The 18927-nt window shown below is 61.3% G+C and carries 17 protein-coding genes; 10 read left to right on the top strand and 7 right to left on the bottom strand.

Annotated elements, in window-relative coordinates:
• Positions 1–375: 375 nt before the first annotated feature.
• Positions 376–1488, top strand: a complete 1113-nt coding sequence (locus VSX56_RS19315; protein ID WP_350939200.1) for an NAD(P)H-dependent flavin oxidoreductase — start codon at positions 376–378, stop codon at positions 1486–1488.
• A 45-nt stretch (positions 1489–1533) separates the two neighbouring features.
• Here the strand turns inward: VSX56_RS19315 and VSX56_RS19310 are convergent, their stop codons facing one another.
• From VSX56_RS19310 to VSX56_RS19290, 5 genes are all read right to left on the bottom strand, one after another.
• Positions 1534–2838, bottom strand: a complete 1305-nt coding sequence (locus tag VSX56_RS19310; protein ID WP_350939199.1) for a TRAP transporter large permease — start codon at positions 2836–2838, stop codon at positions 1534–1536.
• Positions 2835–3344: a TRAP transporter small permease gene (locus VSX56_RS19305; protein WP_350939198.1), complete on the bottom strand. Its 510-nt coding sequence runs from the start codon at positions 3342–3344 to the stop codon at positions 2835–2837. Before VSX56_RS19305 ends, VSX56_RS19310 begins: the two co-directional genes overlap by 4 nt.
• 2 nt (positions 3345–3346) lie before the next feature.
• Positions 3347–4342: a TRAP transporter substrate-binding protein gene (locus tag VSX56_RS19300; protein ID WP_350939197.1), complete on the bottom strand. Its 996-nt coding sequence runs from the start codon at positions 4340–4342 to the stop codon at positions 3347–3349.
• Between the two features lie 119 nt (positions 4343–4461).
• A complete protein-coding gene (locus VSX56_RS19295; protein ID WP_350939196.1) occupies positions 4462–5634 on the bottom strand; it encodes a LysR family transcriptional regulator in 1173 nt (390 codons plus the stop codon).
• Entirely contained in the window at positions 5634–6476 is an 843-nt protein-coding gene (locus VSX56_RS19290; protein WP_350939195.1) for an NAD(P)-dependent oxidoreductase, read from the bottom strand. The genes VSX56_RS19295 and VSX56_RS19290 overlap by 1 nt, the downstream gene beginning before the upstream one ends.
• A 179-nt stretch (positions 6477–6655) precedes the next feature.
• On the opposite strand from VSX56_RS19290, the gene VSX56_RS19285 reads away from it, so the two are divergent.
• The 8 genes from VSX56_RS19285 (at position 6656) to nirD (ending at position 15737) form a co-directional block, all read left to right on the top strand.
• The gene (locus VSX56_RS19285; protein ID WP_350939194.1) at positions 6656–7387 is read left to right on the top strand and encodes a PIG-L deacetylase family protein; all 732 of its coding nucleotides are present in this window, start codon (positions 6656–6658) and stop codon (positions 7385–7387) included.
• A gap of 67 nt (positions 7388–7454) precedes the next feature.
• Positions 7455–8417 carry a VOC family protein gene (locus VSX56_RS19280; protein ID WP_350939193.1) on the top strand — a complete coding sequence of 321 codons (963 nt, stop codon included), beginning with the start codon at positions 7455–7457 and terminating at the stop codon, positions 8415–8417.
• A gap of 18 nt (positions 8418–8435) precedes the next feature.
• Entirely contained in the window at positions 8436–9110 is a 675-nt protein-coding gene (locus VSX56_RS19275; protein WP_350939192.1) for a 4-carboxy-4-hydroxy-2-oxoadipate aldolase/oxaloacetate decarboxylase, read from the top strand.
• Between the two features lie 19 nt (positions 9111–9129).
• On the top strand, positions 9130–10182 hold the full coding sequence (locus VSX56_RS19270; protein WP_350939191.1) for a 4-oxalomesaconate tautomerase: 1053 nt from the start codon (positions 9130–9132) through the stop codon (positions 10180–10182).
• A gap of 332 nt (positions 10183–10514) precedes the next feature.
• The gene (locus VSX56_RS19265) at positions 10515–11486 is read left to right on the top strand and encodes a helix-turn-helix domain-containing protein (RefSeq protein WP_350939190.1); all 972 of its coding nucleotides are present in this window, start codon (positions 10515–10517) and stop codon (positions 11484–11486) included.
• Between the two features lie 124 nt (positions 11487–11610).
• Positions 11611–12858: an acyl-CoA dehydrogenase family protein gene (locus tag VSX56_RS19260; protein WP_350939189.1), complete on the top strand. Its 1248-nt coding sequence runs from the start codon at positions 11611–11613 to the stop codon at positions 12856–12858.
• A gap of 72 nt (positions 12859–12930) precedes the next feature.
• The gene (gene nirB / locus VSX56_RS19255) at positions 12931–15366 is read left to right on the top strand and encodes a nitrite reductase large subunit NirB (protein ID WP_350939188.1); all 2436 of its coding nucleotides are present in this window, start codon (positions 12931–12933) and stop codon (positions 15364–15366) included.
• Positions 15363–15737, top strand: coding sequence for a nitrite reductase small subunit NirD (nirD, locus tag VSX56_RS19250; protein ID WP_350939187.1), 375 nt, complete (start codon positions 15363–15365; stop codon positions 15735–15737). The genes nirB and nirD overlap by 4 nt, the downstream gene beginning before the upstream one ends.
• A gap of 56 nt (positions 15738–15793) precedes the next feature.
• Here the strand turns inward: nirD and VSX56_RS19245 are convergent, their stop codons facing one another.
• Positions 15794–16336 carry a cysteine hydrolase family protein gene (locus VSX56_RS19245; RefSeq protein WP_350939186.1) on the bottom strand — a complete coding sequence of 181 codons (543 nt, stop codon included), beginning with the start codon at positions 16334–16336 and terminating at the stop codon, positions 15794–15796.
• A 95-nt stretch (positions 16337–16431) separates the two neighbouring features.
• Between VSX56_RS19245 and VSX56_RS19240 the strand changes: the two genes are divergently transcribed.
• Positions 16432–17403 (top strand): GlxA family transcriptional regulator, encoded by a 972-nt coding sequence (locus tag VSX56_RS19240; protein ID WP_350939185.1) that lies wholly within the window; start codon positions 16432–16434, stop codon positions 17401–17403.
• 17 nt (positions 17404–17420) lie between these two features.
• Here VSX56_RS19240 and VSX56_RS19235 read toward each other — a convergent pair whose 3' ends face one another.
• Complete coding sequence (locus tag VSX56_RS19235; protein WP_350939184.1) at positions 17421–18833, bottom strand: MFS transporter; 1413 nt, start codon at positions 18831–18833, stop codon at positions 17421–17423.
• Positions 18834–18927 lie beyond the last annotated feature (94 nt).

Raw genomic sequence — 18927 nt, 5'->3', positions numbered from 1 at the left:
CAACCCGACCTTACTAAGAAACCCGATGGCCACCTGAGCTACACCACCCCGTGGGACACGATCTCTCGATAGGTGTAGCCAGACGCAAAGGCCGTGGTCGCGACTTCGATCCGGTAGGCTTGCCTGGTGCTGGCATCAGTTCGAGATGCGCGGCGTGCCAATCGCGGCCGAAACCGGCAAGAGGGCGAGTAAGACGGTGCGCATCGGTTTTTCTCTTGAGGCAATCGCACGAAAGACAGCAGGTATCAGAAGGTGGACGATGAGCTCCGTCGGGCACTGCCTTCCGGTATGTGCTCTCTGGTTGAGAACCATAGTCGAATATGATTGCATCATGTGGAACAGCTTATGGCATCGCCCAAACCCAAAGGAGTTCCCATGCTGAACAGACTTGGTATCCCTCTTCCGATCCTGCAGGCGCCGATGGCGGGAGTGTCTACGCCGCAGCTCGCCGCGGCGGTCTCCAATGCAGGAGGATTGGGGGCGATCGGCATTGGTGCCACTGATGTGGCTGGCGCGAAGCGAATGATCGAAGAAACCCGTCAGGCCACGGATCATCCCTTCAACGTCAACGTTTTCACTCATGCGACGCCGCAGCCCGACCTTGAGACAGAACGTGGCTGGCTTGCCGCCCTGCGGCCGCTATTTGCCCAATTCGACGCCGAGCCGCCAGCGCGGTTGCGCACTATCTACCAGAGTTTCAATGACAGCCCCGACCTGCTGCGGCTGTTGTTGGATACGCGGCCTGCTGTCGTCAGCTTCCATTTCGGTCTGCCTGCTCCGCAGGTGATAACGGCCATGCGGGAGGCGGGGATCACGCTTCTGGCCACCGCGACAAACCTGGAGGAGGCGCGGCGCGTCCAGGATGCGGGAATCGATGGTATCGTGGCGCAGGGTATCGAGGCGGGCGGTCACCGCGGGGTGTTCGACTGTTCCGCCTACGATCCACAGCTGGGCACCTTCGCGCTGACACGCCTGCTGGCTCGGGTGATGGATATCCCGGTCATTGCTGCAGGCGGTATCATGGACGGGGCGGGCATCGCGGCGGCACTGGCTCTGGGCGCGAGTGCCGCGCAACTCGGAACCGCGTTCATTGATTGTCCTGAGACGGATGCGGATGCAGCTTACCGGCAGGCGCTTCATGGTGCGGCGGCTTATGGGACGCGTCTTACATCCGCCATTTCGGGGCGACCGGCCCGTGTGCTGGAAAACCGTTTTACCCACGCGATGGAAGCTGGCCTCACGGGGAAGATTCCTGCCTATCCTGTCGCCTATGACGCGGGAAAGGCCTTGCATGCTGCGGCCAAAGTGAAGGGCGAATACGGTTTTGGCGCGTATTGGGCCGGACAGGGTGCGCCACTCGCCCGCTCGCGTCCCGCCGCAGAACTGGTGGCCGTGCTGGCACGGGAACTGGAGGCAGAGCTCGCAGTTTTCTCCTCCGTTTTCACCTCGCCCGCAGGAACGCCGCGATTAGGATACGGTCTACGCTAATGCGAAGGGCAGGCCTTCTACGGGGCCCGCCCTTGTGGCTGCGCCCTAGCTGAACATGAGATCGGGCAGAAGCGTGGCGATCTGAGGGAAGATAATGATCAGGAGAAGCGACACGATCATCGCAAGGAGGAACGGCATCACCCCTTTGAAGACCGTGGTCATCGGCACGTCCTGTGCCACACCTTTCACCACGAACACGTTGAGACCGACCGGTGGTGTGATCATCCCCATTTCGATGACGATCACTGCAACCACTCCGAACCAGATCGGATCGAAACCCATCTGCAGGATGACCGGATAAATGATCGGAATGGTCACCACGAGCATGGACAGCCCGTCGAGAAACATCCCCAACACAACATAGGCGAGGATGATGATCGCGAGCGTACCATAAGGGCCCAATCCGAGACCCACCATGGCATTGCCCAGTGTTTCGGGGATATGGGTCACGGCGAGGAAGGGGTTGAGGACATTGGCGCCGATGACGACCATATAAAGCATGGCCGAGGTTCTGACCGTTTCTAGGATCGCACGGCAAAACCCGTTCCAGCTCAGCTGACGCATCGCAAAGGCCAGCAAAAGCACAAGACCCGCGCCGATGGCCGAGGCCTCGACCGGCGTGAAGACACCGGCATAGATCCCGCCAATCGAGATCGAGATGATCCCGATGAGCGGTGCCGATTGCACAAGCACCCTGAATTTCTGCCCGAGCGGTACCCGCGCACCGCGCGGACCGGCTTCGGGATTGATCGTGGCGATCAGGGCAATCGTGCCGATAAAGGCCGCCATGAGCAGCAGACCGGGCAGGATACCTGCCATGAAGAGACGTCCGATGGATTGCTCGGTGAGGATGGCATAGAGCACGAAACCGGTCGAGGGCGGGATCAGGAACCCGAGTGTACCGCCTGCGGCAATCGACCCGGTAGAAAGCGCATCCTGATAGCCCAAGCGTTTCATTTCGGGCAAGGCCACCTTGCCAATGGTGATGGCGGTGGCCACCGAGGAGCCGGAGACCGCAGAGAAGATCGCGCAACCCAGCACCGAGGAGGAGGCCAACCCGCCACGGAACCGGCCCACCCATGCAAAGGCCGCATCATATAACCCGCGCGAGAACCCTGCGGCGGAGGCGATATTTCCCAGTAGGATGAACATCGGCACGACGATCAGGTTGTAATTCGATACCGTCGAATAACTCTCGGTCAGCATGACGGCCCCCGCCGCGCGGCTGCCCTCGAGGACAAGCATTCCGAAATACCCCGTGATAAGCATGGCGAAGGCCACAGGGGTGCGAAGGACCATCAGCACGAAGAGCGCGCCGATCCCGATAAGTCCCGTCTCCATAGGGCTCATGGCCGCCCCTTTCCGAAGATGATCATGACAAATTGTACGGCCAGCACTACGACACAGAGTGCCATGCCCGCCGCGACGAACGCATAGAAAGGCCAGAGCGGAATGCCGAGCATATTGGTCGTATCCCCGAATTCGCGCGCATCCAGCATCTTGAGCCAAGCCCGCCCGACAAGCACCGACAGCACGAATGCAGAGAGGGCGCGCGACAGAAGATCGCCGATGAAACGGCCCACACGTCCTATCATCTGATCAAGCACATCCACTCGCACATGCCCTTCTTGCGCCGTGCAGGAGGGTAAGGCCAGCATCACCACGCCGATCGAGGAAAGCTGGATGATCTCGTTCAGCCCGAGGATCGGTAGCGAGATTGCATAGCGCAGGAACACGCCGATGAAGACCAGCACAAGGGTGAGCAGCAGAAAGACACACCCCAGGGCCGCCAGCACCAGATTGGCGCGGTCGAACCACAGGGACCAGACGGAGGCAGTGTTGGCGGGCCGCATCATTCTTAGTGATCCGCTTTGAGGGTCTCGACGATCTGCTGAGCGTCGCCACCGGTTCCGGCAACAATCGTGTCGACCGCCTTGGCTGAAAGTTCATCAAAGGCCTTGGCCTCATCATCGGTCAGAGTGATGACCTCCTTGCCATCCATCGCAGCAAAGCTTTCGAGCCCTTTTTTGGCCACCGCTAGCTGGCTAGCCTGACCATGTTCGGCGGCCTCGCGACCTGCAGCATCCAAAACTGCTTTCTGCTCGTCAGTCAGATCGTTATAGGCATCGCGGTTCATCACGATGAAGAACGGCGAATTTGTCGTTTCCATGCCCTTGGTGATGTAATTGCTCACCTCGCCCAGCTTGAAGGCGTTGATACCTGTGCCATCGATCATCGCCCCGTCGATCACGCCGGTCTGCATGGCGTTATAAATCTCGGAGACGGGCATCGAAACGGGCGTGGCGCCCCACGCCTCGACCATCACACCCGTGTTTCGCGACGGTACGCGGATTTTCATTCCCTTGAGATCGGCGGGAGTATGGACTGCTTTGTTGCGGGTGAAAAGCAGATTCTCGGCGCTCGACCAGAGCGAGACGAGATGGACGCGACGGTATTCCTTGCCGAAGAGGTCGAGATGGTTCTCGAGTGTATCGGTGCCGGTGGCCTCCTCCAGAACGCCCGGCAACTCGGCCAGAAGCGTCAGCGGAAATTGCGAGGCGGTATAGCCCGGCAGGGAGACAGCCAACTCGGCCACGCCATCCGTCACGCGGCCATATTGCTCCACAGGGCCTGCCCCGAGTTCGCCGCCATTATAGAGCTTGACGGTGACCGCGCCATCGGTGCCCTGAGCGACCGCATCTGCGAAAGGCTGGAAGGTCGAGCCGACATAGGGGTGGCCCGCTGGCATGAAATTGGCGAATTTAAGTTCTTCGGCACTGGCGGAGCCGCTAATGCCCACGTTCAGGCTGAGGGCCCCGAGAGCTGCGGATGCGAAAAGAGTGCGGATGGTCATGTCTTCCTCCCATAAAGGCGCGGAGTGTGTCTCCGTACCGGTGTTTCTCCTCGACACCTGCATCGCCCGAACGGCGGCGCATTGCCAATTCAAAGGGCAGGGCAGGACATAAGTTCATGCTATATGCGGCCGCCGATGGATCGCAGGCAGGATAGCATTTTGGCCTGTGCAGGCGTGGGCTGCCAATCCGCGCGCATGGTCAGGCCTATAGCCCGGCGTGTAGAGCCGAAATCATGGGCCAGCACCTCGACGAGTCCGGTCGCAACCTCGGATTGGGCTTGGACATAAGACATACAGGCAAGATGTCGGTTGTCCTGCACCATCTCGCGCATCAGGATAACAGATCCTGTCTCGATCACGCCTTGCGGCGGTGTCAGGCCGGAGCTCTTGAAATATCTGTCGAACAGCGTGCGGGTGGGGGTGCCCTCGCGGGTGACGAGCCACGGCCACTCCAGCAGCGACGCGAGCGGTGGCAAGGGGCGTCCCGCAAGCGGATGGCCCTTACCCGCCAGCAATACTAGTGTGTCATCGAAAAGGCGTTCCTGAACCACGTCGCCGATCGGAGCGGGATCGCGCAAGGCGCCGGTCAGTATGTCGATCTCTCCACGCCGTAATCCGGCCAGCAGCTCGTCATAGCTGCCCTCGAGCACTTTCACGGTCAGGGAAGGACGGGTCGCGCGGAAGGAGGCGAGCGCTTGTGGCAGGATATAGGAGCGCGAAAGCGGCATGGCGCCAAGCACCACCTGTCCGACCTCCCGTCCCAGAAGATCGCCAAGCTCCGCGCGGGCCTGATCCAGCTCGACAAAGGCCAGCCGTGCGACCCGTGCCAGTGCCGAGGCGGCTCGTGTCGGGGCGATGCCGAGGGGGCTGCGCTGGAACAATGCCCGCCCTGCCTCGCGCTCGAGCTGTGTGATCGCACGATGCACAGTGGGTTGCGCGATCCCCAGCCTGCGGGCTGCGAGCGAAAAATTCTGCACCTCGGCGGCCGCAATCAACGCCTGCAATTGCGCCCGCGTGGCGGTCAGCACGAGGCGAGGCGCGATCTCGTGCAGATGCGTGTCGAGCGGTGTCATCGCGCGCGCGGTTCGATGGTGGAGCACCTGTCCGGCCTCGGTGGCAAAAAGCCCTTGCGGGGTGCGGGTAAAAAGGGGCTGCCCCGCCTCCGTCTCGAGCTTGGCAATGGCCTGCGTAACAGCGGGTTGCGAGATATGGCATAGATCAGCAGCACGGGTGATCGACCCCGTCTGCGCGACCGAAAGAAAGGCGCGCAGGTGGCGCAGGTTGACCTCCATCAGAGCCGGTCCAGAAGGGTCTGCGCCCGCTGGTCCAGCCCGCCTCCCCGCCCCTTGAGCCCGAGCGCGCCGATCCGCGCATGCCAGTCGGCCACGGCGGCGGTCACCTCGTGGGGCATGTCGAGCGCACTCAGGGTCTTGACGACCTCCCGCATTTCGGCGGCGCGACGGGTCCCGTGTTCCATCATACGCTCGAGGTTATATCCCGCGCGCTCGAGCCAGTCCATTTCGGGCGAGGAGGCCACCAGCGAGCTCAGAACCTCGTCCTGCACCCCTGCCTTGCGCGCGGCAAGGAAGCACTCGGCAGTGAGCGCCTCGAGCCCTTTCACCATCACCGAGCGCAGCATCTTGATGGTGCTGGCCGAGCCGGTTTGCCCATCGATCCGGCGCGCGCGCATATCCAGCGTATCGACCCAAGGGGCCATAGCCTCCGACCCCGGGCCGGACAGCAAAACCGGAGTGTGATGGCCTTTGGGATGCACAGGCGACATCACGGCCATATCGACATAGCCGGCACCGATCAGGGAGGCGGACTGGCGCTTGCTGTCGGGGGCGCAGGAATTTCCGTCGCACCAGAGGGCACCCTTTGGCAGGAGCGGCGCATAGGTGCGCGCCGCCTCGATCGCGCGATCTGCCGTCACGAGGCAAAAGACGATCTTGGCCCCGGCCAGCGCTACGTCTGCATTCGGGCAGAACTCCACCCCCGAAGACGCGGCGGCCCGCGCAAGCTGATCCCGCCGAGCAGCGTCCGGCTCGTTGTCATAGGCCAGCACACGCCGAGGGAAACCTGCTGCAAAAGCCTGCCCCGCCTCGCCAAACCCGATCATCGCGATATCCCGCATCTCTCTGTCCTCCCTTGATACCATCGGAACTATGCGATGCACTTATGGCCCTCAATCTCTCTGCGACCAAGTATGGTATAGCATGAACTTATGCACGGGGAACGCTTTCGAATTTGCGATCCACGGGGTGTTGGGCGTTATCTGACGGCGAATTGAGACTGTTTGGAGGGAGTTCTCTCATGTCCGCCAAGAAAACCGCGCTGGTGATCAGCGCTCATGCTGCAGATTTCGTCTGGCGTTGCGGTGGTGCGATCGCGCTCCATGCCGAGATGGGCTACGATATCACCGTGGCCTGCCTGTCCTTCGGCGAGCGTGGCGAGAGCGCCCGCCTATGGAAAGAGGGCAAGTCGCTGCAGGAGGTCAAGGATATCCGCCGTGGCGAGGCCGAGGCCGCAGCCGAGGTGCTGGGCGTGAAGGAGCTCGTCTGCTTCGATCTGGGCGATTACCCGCTCCATCTCGAGAAAGAGGACAAATACAAGCTCGTCGATCTGATCCGCAAGGTCCAGCCGAGCTTCATGATGAGCCACAGCCAGTACGACCCCTATAACACCGATCATATGTACATGACCCAGATCGCTCTGGAATGCCGCATGATCGCGCAGGCCTGGGGCCATAATCCGGGCGAGAAGGTGCTGGGTGCGCCGCAGCTCTATCTCTTCGAGCCGCATCAGACTGAGCAGATGGGCTGGAAGCCCGACACTTTCCTCGACATCACGCCCGTTTGGGCGAAGAAGCGCGCCGCGATGGAACATATGAACGGTCAGGTCCATCTGTGGGACTATTACACTCGCGTGGCGCAGCAGCGTGCCAACCACTTCAAGCGCAATTCGGGCGGCATGTCGGGCGGGCGCGATTGCCAATATGCCGAAGGCTTCCAGTCGATCTTCCCGCGCACCGTGGACGAGCTGTAAGGCGCCTCAAGACACTATCCGGTGCGCCCGCGGGAGGCGGGCGCAAGACCATTCCGAAGGGGGAGCCATGACCGCACCGACCGAAACCTGCCACGACATCGCCCATCTCGGCCATATCGAGATGCTGACCGACAAATTCGACGAGAGCCTCGATTTCTTCGCCCGTGTCTACGGGCTCAAGCTCTCGGGCCAGGACGAGACCAGTGCCTATCTGCGGGCATGGGACGATTATGAATATTGCACGCTCAAGCTGACCCGTGCCGATACGACCGGCGTGGCCCATATCGGCTATCGTGCGGCCTCCGCCGAGGCGCTCGAGCGCCGTGTGGCCGCCATCGAGGCGAGCGGCTTCAAGACGCATGGCTGGGTCGAGGGCGATCTGAGCCATGGCCGCGCCTTCCGCTTCGAGGATCCGTTCGGGCATGTCTTCGAGATCTATTACGAGACCAACTGGTACGAGGCACAGGAAGAGGTCGAGAAAGCGGCGCTCAAGAACACCGCCTCGAGCTTTAATGGCGCCGCGCCGCGCCGCATCGACCACCTCAATCTCCTTGCCGCCGATGTGACCGAGTTCCGCCGCTTCATGGAGACCTGCCTCGGCTCGCGGGTGACGGAATATATCCAGCTCGACAATGGCCGGATCGGTGGCTGCTGGTTCACGGTCAACAACAAGACCTATGATCTGGCCTGCACCGAAGAACATGGCGGCGGCCATGCCCGTCTGCACCATGTCACCTATGCGACCGACCAGCGCGAGGACATTCTGCGCGCCGCCGATATCTTCCTGCAGAACGGCGTCCATATCGAGACCGGTCCACATAAGCACGCCATTCAGGGCACGTTCTTCCTCTATGTCTGGGAGCCTGCGGGCAACCGCGTCGAGCTGGCCAATGCCGGTGCGCGATTGATCCTCGCCCCTGACTGGAAGCCTGTCCGCTGGACCGAGAGCGAGCGCAAGAAGGGGCAGGCCTGGGGGATGAAGACCATCGAGTCCTTCCACACCCATGGCACGCCGCCGGTGAAGAAGTAACGAGAAAAGGAACCGACCATGAGCAATGTCGTCGTTCAAAATATCGCCCGCGCCGATCAGGCGGTCATTGACCGTCTGGGAAGGATCGGCACCGCCACCGTTCATGAGGCGCAAGGCCGCATCGGGGCGTTCCAGTCGCATATGCGCCCGATTTATCAGGGCGCGATGATCGCGGGCTCCGCTGTCACCATTTCGGCAGCGCCGGGCGATAACTGGATGGTCCATGTGGCCATTGAGCAGCTCCAGCCCGGCGATGTGCTGGTGCTGGCGCCGACCTCGCCCTGCGATAATGGCTATTTCGGTGATCTTCTGGCCACCTCGGCACAGGCGCGCGGCTGCCGCGGGCTGATCATCGAGGCGGGGGTGCGCGACACGCGCGACCTCACGCAGATGAACTTCCCTGTCTGGTCGAAAGCCGTCTCGATCCAGGGCACCGTCAAGGAAACGCTTGGCTCGGTCAATATGCCGATCGTGGTCGCAGGCCAGACCATCTATCCGGGCGATGTGATCTGCGCTGATGACGATGGCATTTGCGTTGTGCGCCGCGAGGAGGCTGCATCGGTCCTTGAGAAGGCGGAGGCACGTCTGGCCGCCGAGGAAGCCAAGCGCGTGCGTCTGGCGGCGGGCGAACTGGGGCTCGACATCTATGACATGCGCCCGCGGCTCGAAGCCAAGGGGCTGAAATATATCTGAGCATAAAGAGGAGCGCATCATGTCCGAGCATGGCATTCCCTGCCTCTGGATGCGGGGCGGCACGTCGAAAGGCGCCTATTTTCTGGCCCGCGACCTGCCCGAAGACGTTGCAGCGCGCGATGCGCTCCTTTTGCGGATCATGGGCTCGCCCGATCCGCGCCAGATCGACGGGATCGGGGGGGCGGACCCGCTGGCCTCGAAGGTCGCCATCCTCTCGCCCTCGACGCGGGCAGATGCCGATGTCGATTATCTCTTCCTTCAGGTCTTCGTGGATCAGGCGCTTGTGTCGGATGCGCAGGCCTGCGGCAATATCCTTGCGGGTGTAGGCCCTGCGGCGATCGAGCGTGGGCTCGTGCCGGTCGCGGGCCCCGAGACGCAGCTGCGCATCCATATGCTCAATACGGGCGAGATCGCCCGCGCCACGATCCAGACCCCCGAAGGACGCGTATGCTATGCCGGCGCCACCGCCATTGATGGCGTACCGGGCACCGCCGCGCCGGTCCCGCTGATGTTCCAGGGACTCGAGGGCTCCATGTGTGGCGCGCTCCTGCCTACAGGCCGTGCCCGCGACGTGATCGAGGGCATCGAGTGTACGCTGATCGACAATGGCATGCCCATCGTTGTCATGCGGGCCGGCGATTTCGGTTTGAGTGGCGAAGAGACCCGCGAGGAGATCGAGGCCATGGCTGAGGTCAAGGCGCGCGTCGAGGCGATCCGGCTCAAGGCAGGCGAGATGATGAATCTAGGCGATGTGCGCGAGAAATCCGTCCCCAAGATGACGCTCGTTTCGGCGCCACTGGCGGGCGGCACAATCAATACGCGCAGCTTTATTCCGCACCGCGTCCATGCGACCATTGGCGTCTTCGCTGCAGTTTCGGTGGCCACCGCCTGCACATTGCCGGAAAGCCCCGCCGCCGCGCTGGCGGTGCTGCCGGAGGACGGGCGGGTGCGTATCGAGCATCCGACAGGGGCTGCCGAAGTGCTGCTGGAGCTTGACCCCTCGGGCCAAATTCGTGCTGCGGGCACGATGCGTACTGCGCGCAAGCTGATGGACGGGCGGGTTTTTGTCTGAGGGGCTTTGCCCGCCTGCCGTTATCACGCGAGCGCTTGTCCGACCTTGCGATCATTTTACGAGGGATGACTCCACAGAACTGTGCCCGTGTTGTGGGAAGATCTCCCTTGGGTAAAGTGCTTGCCTATATCGGCTAATACGGGAAGTGCCTCTGTTTCCAACCTATCCCGCGCCGCGGCGACCCGCATCCCGTGGTTTTACCAGCGCCTAATCGTGCACCCCGGGCGCCTAGATCCTGAGCAATATCGTCATGGCTGCCAAGAAGCAGCCTGCCAGAAATTGACAGCGATTATGTTCGCCCCCCTTCATGATCCGCATTCGGAGGATCTGAAATGCCACATTGGAACGCCGAAAGTTTCGCGCCGCAACGCCGCTTCGAATACTGGCGGGAAGTTTTATGCGAGGCCTTCATCGCGCTCGATTCCCGTTACGAACATCGGGGCGCCTTTACCGCGAAGGTCAGTGCTCAGGGGCTCGGCAATACCAATATTTGCGACTTGATTACACAAGACCACAGCGTTCTCCGGACACGCCGCGAAATTTCACGGATGCCGAAGGAGTGCTATTTCCTGAATATGCAAATCAACGGTCGGGTGAATGTCCGCCATCGCGGCCGCGACATAGTGGTCCAGCCGGGAGAGTTCTATATCGTCGACTCTGGCGAACCCTACATTCTGGATTACCATTCGCACGACAACAACGTGCGCACGCTGTCCTACAGGTTTCCGAAGGAGCTGATGCTTGGCTCCGTGCCGGGGATCAACGATGCGCTTGCAGTGTCGGTCTCGGGGCAGGAGGCAACGGGCAGCATGGCTGTGGATTTCCTGCTCAATCTGTCGCGCAATGCCGAGAGGCTTGCGGGCAACGCCGGACAAGGCATGGAGAACATGGCGGCGAACCTGATCGCGCTGTCTCTTGGAACCGGTCCGGAAGATCCCGCCCAACGCAGTGCCGCGCTGGGTCATGGACTGATCAGATCTGTCTGTCTGTTCGTTGATCAGCGTCTGGATGATAGCTCTCTGGATGTCGACATGGTGTGCCGTCATTTCAGGATCTCGTCGCGCTATTTGCACAGGCTCTTCGAGAAAGAGGCCAGAACATTCTCGCAGGAAATAGTCTGGCGACGGCTCCAACGCTCGGCAAGGCGGCTTCGCGAGCAATTGCACACACCGATCTCGGCAATCGCCTTTGACGCGGGCTTTGGTGACCTTTCCACGTTCAACCGCCACTTCCGCAAGGAATTCGGCATGTCCCCCCGCAGCTATCGCGTGCATTCGGAACACGGGGCGCCGCCGCAGGGCTGAAAGGCTGTGCGCTTGCCGAGTGCACGATCTGCATAGTTTTTTGTCCTTCCCACCCAAGCCAGTCGGGTTCACCCCCCGTTAGCCTCCCTGTTCAGGGTCACCCCCAACAGAGAGGAATAACAAAATGCCTATTGATTTCCAGCTCACCGGCGATCAGCTTGCCATCCAAGCCGGCGCCCGAGACTTCGCCACGACGGTCATGAAAGACATCAGGCCTTTGGTCAACAAAATCAGCGATCCGGCCGAACGCTTCTATGCCACCCGTCCCCATCACAAGGCCGCCGTTGATGCAGGCCTGGTCAAGGGGCTGTTTCCCAAAGAATTTGGTGGCACCGAGACCTCGACATTAGATTTTGCGCTCGCGGCGGAAGAATTTGCAGCGGTAGATATGAGCCTGCCAGGCACGATCCTGGGGACTGGGCTTGGGACGAAACCGGTCATCTGGTTCGGCACGGACGAGCAAAAGCAGCGCTTCCTGCCCGATTTCATCGAAGACGGGACCCGTCTTGCCGCTCTGGCCTTCACCGATACGGTCGGTGGCGCCAATTTCGACTCCCCCGATCCTGCCTGCGGTATCCAGACTTTCGCGCGTCTTGAAGGCGACGAATGGGTCATCAATGGGCAGAAACACTATACAACGAACGGCTCCGGATGGGAGGGGAAGGGCTGCCATCTTCTGGCCGTTGTCTGCCGGACAGATCCGAACAAGGGCGCGGACGAGTCGCTGTCGATCATTATGGTGCCGGGCAATACGCCGGGTCTGACCGTCGAGGGCTATCTCGAACCTGCAGGCCATAAGGCATCCGTCGCGCCGCGCCTTCGTTTCGAGAATGTCCGTGTTCCGGCCTCGAATATTCTGGGCAAACCCGGCGACGGGGTGGCAATGGTATCGCAGAACTTTGCCTGGACGGCGGCCTTGATCGGGGCGGCCTGCGTCGGTGTTATGCGCTCGGCCTTCGAGATCGCGCATGAATGGGCGCAAAATGACACGCGTTCCGGCCCCAACCCCGTGATCGATTACCCGGTGATCGGGTATAAGTTCGCCGATATGAAGATGAAGATCGAAGCCTGCCGCTACATGACGTGGAAAGCCTGCCAGCAATTCGATCTTTCCAACGGCAAAGATCAGGAACTGGCCGTTATGACGAAGGTCTATGCCTCGGAAACATGTGTCGAGGTTGTCTATGATGCGATGCAGATTGTCGGTGTGAACAGCTATCAGGCCTCGCACCCGCTAATGGACCTCATGACCGATGCGCTCTGCTTCCCGCTCTATGATGGGGGCAATCTGGGCGCGCGCCGCCGTCAGCTCCACAGCATCATCAAGGCACCGGGCTACAATCCGCTGACCGCGCCCTACGCGCGCTACTGACCATTACGGTCTTTCGCCGCGCGGCTCCATCTGGCGCTGCGCGGCACTTTCCAGTTTTCTGAAAGCCACGCTATGACGCAAAAACTCATCGTGATCGGTGCCGGTATGGCCTCCGGCCGGATGCTCGAGCACCTGATGGATGCAGATCCCGATGCCTACGAGATCACGCTCTTCAACGCCGAGCCGCGCGGCAATTACAGCCGTCTGATGCTCTCGCCAGTCCTTGCGGGCGAGAAAACCTACGCGGAGATCGTCACGCATAATGACGCATGGTACGCCGAGAAAGGCATAAGCTGCCGCTTTGGCGAGAGGGTCGTGGCGATCGATACCGACAACAAGATTGTGCGTAGCGAGACTGTCGCTTTGCCTTACGACAAGCTGGTCATTGCCACCGGCTCCGACCCGTTCCTCCTTCCGCTTCCGGGCCATGATCTGGACGCGGTGATTTCCTATCGTGATTACGCGGACACGCAGGCGATGATGGCGCTAGGTTATGGCAAGCGCGCGGTGGTTATTGGCGGTGGTCTGCTGGGCCTTGAGGCAGCCGCGGGCATGGCCGCAAGAGGGACCGAAGTCGATGTCGTACATCTCATGGGGCACCTGATGGAGCGCCAGCTCGACGAGGCTGCTGGCTATCTGCTGCAGCGGTCGCTGACCGAGAAGGGCATCCGCGTTCATTGCAAGGCCCATTCGAAGCAGATCCTTGCGGATGAGAGAGGCCATGTCCGTGCGCTGCAGCTCGATGATGGGACAGAACTGCCCTGTGATCTTCTGGTGATGGCCGTGGGCATCCGCCCGAGCGTCGCGCTTGGCAAAGCGGCGGGGTTGGATGTGAACCGCGGTATTGTGGTGGATGACCAGATGGTTACCTCCGACCCCGATATCCTTGCGCTGGGAGAATGCGTCGAACATGGGGGGGCCGTCTTCGGTCTTGTTGCCCCGCTCTATGATCAGGCCAAGGTGCTGGCACAGACCCTTTTGGGGCAACAGGCCCGTTTCGTGCAGAAAGAACTGGCCACCAAGCTCAAGGTCACGGGCTGCGATCTGTTCTCTGCCGGCGATTTCGCCGAAGGCGAGGGGCGCGAGGATATCGTCTTCCGCGATCCCGTGCGCGGTGTCTATAAACGTCTGGTGCTCGAAGGAGGCCGCCTGATCGGTGCCGTGCTCTATGGCGACACAGCTGATGGTCCTTGGTTCCACGGTTTCCTAAAGGACGCCACCAATATCGAGGGTATGCGCGCGACACTGATCTTCGGACCGGCTTATCAGGGTGAGGGCGGGGCGGACCCGATGGCCGCTCTTGCCGCTTTGCCGCGTGACGCGGAGATCTGCGGCTGCAACGGTGTATGCAAGGGCACGATCGAAGATGCAATCAAGGCGGGTGCTTGCGACCTTGGTGCGGTACGCGCGACCACGAAAGCCAGCGCCTCCTGCGGCAGCTGTAGCGGACTGGTCGAACAGATCCTGCGCGCGACACTGGGGGATGACGCGGTCGTGCCGACCGCCCGATCCATCTGCGGATGCACCGAACTCAGTCACGAAGACGTGCGCCGGCTGATCAAATCGCGGGCGCTGAAATCACAAGACGCAGTCTGGCAGGAGCTTGGCTGGGCCACCCGCAATGGCTGTCATATCTGTCGACCGGCCATAAATTTCTACCTGCTCGCCGATTGGCCGCTGGACTATGTAGACGATCCCCAAAGCCGCTTCGTCAACGAGCGCAACCATGCCAATATCCAGAAGGATGGCACCTATTCGGTTATGCCGCGCATGTGGGGCGGGATGACCACACCGCAGGAGCTGATCGCGATTGCGCAGGCGGCGGAGAAATACGGAGCCACGGTCAAAGTTACGGGCGGTCAGCGGATCGACCTCCTTGGCGTGCGCAAGGAAGATCTGCCCGCGATCTGGGCCGACCTGAACCGTGCGGGCATGGTGTCGGGGCATGCCTATACCAAGGGTCTGCGCACGGTCAAAACCTGTGTCGGCTCCGACTGGTGCCGCTTTGGCACGCAAGACAGCACCGGCCTCGGCATCAAGCTCGAGCGGCGGCTCTGGGGCGCGTGGACACCGCATAAGGTCAAGCTTGGTGTCTCGGGCTGCCCGCGCAACTGTGCCGAGGCGACCTGTAAGGATATCGGCATTGTCTGCGTGGAGTCCGGCTTCCAGATCGGCGTCGGTGGCGCTGCGGGTATGGATGTAAAAGAGACCGAGCGCCTTATCGACGTCGCGACAGAGGAAGAGGCCATTGAATGGACCGTGGCCTTCGTGCAGCTTTACCGCGAGCATGCAAGATATCTTGACCGACCGTATAAATGGATCGCAAAGGTCGGGCTTTCTTGGGTGAAAGATGTGCTCGCGGACGCAGATGAACGGCTGGCGCTCGTCAGACGTTTCGATCTGTCGCAATCGGTTTTCCAGAAAGACCCTTGGGCCGAGCGGGCACAGCCCGAAAGGGCGCGGCGCTTCCATCCACTTGCCGATCTTACGCTGGAGCCTGCGCAATGAGTTGGATTGATATCGGACATATTGACGACATCCCGCTGCATGGGGCACGGCTTGTCAAAACGCCTGTCGGTTGTGTCGCAATCTTCCGTACTGCCCCGACCGAGGTCTTCGCGGCTTCTGATGCCTGCCCGCACAAGGCCGGTCCGCTAAGCGAGGGGATTGTACATGGGCAGAAGGTCACCTGTCCGCTGCATAACTGGGTGTTCGACCTGAATACCGGTGAGGCGCAAGGTGCCGACACGGGCCGTATCGCGACCTATCCCGTGCGCCTCGAGGCCGATCGTATCTTGCTTGATGGCGCAGCTATCGGCAGCAAGAGTGCGGAATATGGCATGAGCAAGATCTGCCCCTTCCTGTGGGTATCAGGGTGAGGGGCAGGTCAGGATCGTGGTAGCCTTATTGGCAAGAAAGTTAAGCGGCGCCCCGCTCAGCTACGCAGGAATTCATCGGTGCTGATCACGTCACCATACAAAAACGCCAAGGCCCCCATGATTGCGGTATGCACATGCGCGGCAGGAGAGACGGCGCCGTTAAACTCGACATCGCGGGTCGCGCAGGCATCGTGAACCGTGGTGGTCTTGTAGCCAAGGTCATTGGCGGCGCGGGTGGTGGCATCCACGCACATATGGCTCATCGCGCCGACCACGATGACCTCTTTGATGCCTTTTTCATCAAGAATGTCTTTCAGCCCCGTCTCGCGGAAGGAGTTCGGGTAGTGCTTGGTAATAACGGGCTCATCGCCTTGGGCGGCAACCGCCTTGTGGATTTCAGCGCCCTCGGTGCCGGGTACGAACATCACGCCGTTCGGAAATTCATGGCGGATGTTGACCACCAGATCGCCCTTGGCGCGGGCATGGTCCATCATACGCGCCGCATTTGCGGCGGCAGCCTCGATCCCTTGCAGGGGCAGCTTGCCGGTGGGCCAGTATTCATTCTGCAGATCGACGACAAGAACAGCACGTTTCGACATGAATGTCTCCTTTGGATGTTGGTTGCATCGACTATCAATCCGCGCGAAGAGTTTCACCATTGGCGATATCGACAGATTAGGGGGCAATGCCGACAATGACCCAAACCATCATCGGAATTGTCCTGTATCCGGGCGTGCAGATGTCGGCAGTTTTGGGCTTGACGGATCTCTTCTCGCTGGCGGGACAGATTGCCGATCAGCGCGAGACGACCGCACCCCCTTTTGTTATCCGTCAGTTGGTTACGGATATGGATGATGTGTCACCTGTCCGCATGCTCGATGGCCAGACGCAAGAGCGGGGCGCAGGCGCGGAGACATGCGGGGTGCTGCTGTTGCCGCCCTCGTTGGAGCCGCCGATCAGCCCAGAGGCCGCCGCTCCTGTCGCACGTTGGCTCCGTGCGCGTCACGCCGAAGGGGTGGTGCTCGGGTCGGTATGCGGGGGCGCCTTTTTGCTTGCCGAGACCGGACTGCTTTGCGGACGCACCGTCACGACGCACTGGACCTATGCGCAGATATTGCAGGACCGTTTTCCCGACAGTCGCGTCGATGCAGATCGGCTGGTCATCGACGGGGGCGATATCATCTCGGCCGGCGGGCTGATGTCTTGGGTCGATCTCGGCCTGATTTTGGTGAACCGGTATCTCGGGCCGGTCATCATGGCCGAGACCGCGCGCATGATGCTGGTCGACCCTCCGGGGCGTGAGCAACGCTACTATAGTGGCTTCGTGCCGCAGCTTGCACATGGGGATGCGGCTATCCTGAAGGCGCAGCATTTTCTGCAAGCAAATGAAGGCCGGACTGCCCGCGTATCGCTCTTGGCCCAAGAGGCCGGTCTGGAAGAGCGGACCTTCCTGCGCCGTTTCCAGAAGGCCACGGGCATGACCGCCACCGATTATGCGCAGCGCCTGCGGGTCTCCAAGGCACAGGAGTTGCTGCAATTCAGCCAGCAGCCCATCGAACAGGTCGCGTGGCAGGTTGGCTATTCTGATCCGGGCGCCTTCCGGAAGGTCTTTTATCGCATTGTCGGCCTGACGCCCGGAGACTATCGGCAAAGGTTCCACGCCTGAGCCGATAGTCCTATGTGTTAGTGCGGCGTTGCAGCATCGGGTTGATCGCGCTTGGCATTGACCAGCACCGCCACGATAAGGGCGGCACTCACAAGCGCGATGGCCGCCACCACCAGCCCAAGGCCGTAGCCATGGATCAGCGCATCGCCCGCCAAGCTGGCAGTATGTGCGTTTCCACGCGCGCGCGCGCCATAGAGCGCCGTCAGCGCATCGGGCATATGACTTGCGGTCGCCGTAACGGATACCGTGGAGAGCACGGCCAGTCCGAAGGCCACCCCGATTTGCTGGGATGCGTTCAACAAGGCGGATGCAATGCCCGTTTCCTGAACCGCAACCCCTTTGACCGCCGTGAGCGTCAACGAGACCACCCCCATGGCAAAGCCGAAGCCCAGAACAAAGGCGGCCGGAAGGAAATCGATCGCATAGGTGAAGTCCTGCCCCACTCTAGACAGCCAGAGAAGCGCAGCGGCGGCCATCAGCGCGCCGGGGGCCGCGACCTGACGCGGCGCAAAGCGCAGAACCAGCTTCGAGCTGATACCGGCCCCCAGCGCCAGCCCCATGGCAAAGGGCAGCCATGCCAGTCCGGTGGCGATGGGGCTATAGGTCTCGATATGCTGCATATAGAGCGTCAGGAGGTAGAACGCCCCCATCGGACCAAACGCCAGAAAGGCCGTGGCCAGATAGGAGCCTGTCCTATTGCGGTCGGCAAACAGGCGCATAGGCAGCAACGGGCTTTTTGCGCATGCCTGAAGGATCAGGAAGAGCGGCAAAAGGACCGCGGCACCCGCAAAGGCCAGCAGGGTGACAGGGTCGCCCCAGCCATGCTCGCCCCCGCGCGTCAGGCCATATACAAGCGCGGTCATCCCGCAGATACTGGTCAATGCCCCCGCCAGATCGATCCGTCCCCGATGCAGCTCGGCCTCTGCCAGAATGCGCGAGCCAGCCAGAACGGCCAAGCCGATGGGGATATTGATGAAAAAGACCCACCGCCAGCCGAGGGTGCTGGTCAGAACCCCGCCCAGCAGCAGCCCCAGCACAATCCCGAGCGCCGACATGCCGCCATAGACCGCCATCGCCTTGCTGCGCAAAGGGCCTTCGGGGAAGGTGGTGGCGATGAGGGCGAGGGCGTTCGGGGCGGTGAGGGCCGCACCGAGGCCCTGCAGCCCGCGCGCGGCAATCAGGCTCGTGCCATCCTGCGCCAGCCCCGCAAAGAGGGAGCCCAGAGTAAAGAGCGCCATCCCGATCCGCAGCAGATGGCGGCGTCCGAAAAGGTCCCCCAATCTGCCGCCAAAGAGCAAGAGACCCCCGAAAGCGAGGATATAGGCGTTGATGACCCAAGGCAGGGTCGCTGAGGGGATGGCAAGCTCGTTCTGGATCGTCGGCAGCGCGATATTGGCAATGGAATCGTCCAGAACGACCTTGTTGCACATATCGGTGAGAGGGATTCACCTTGGGAATCCTGATGGTTAGATCACTGGGATGCCAAAGCCTGCCAACACCCGCTACCGCACGACTAACTGGTCT

The sequence above is a fragment of the Thioclava kandeliae genome (genome assembly GCF_040297545.1).
Lineage (GTDB): Bacteria > Pseudomonadota > Alphaproteobacteria > Rhodobacterales > Rhodobacteraceae > Thioclava > Thioclava kandeliae.
Note: the sequence above shows the minus strand (reverse complement) of the source record. Positions and strands in the feature narration are given on the sequence as shown.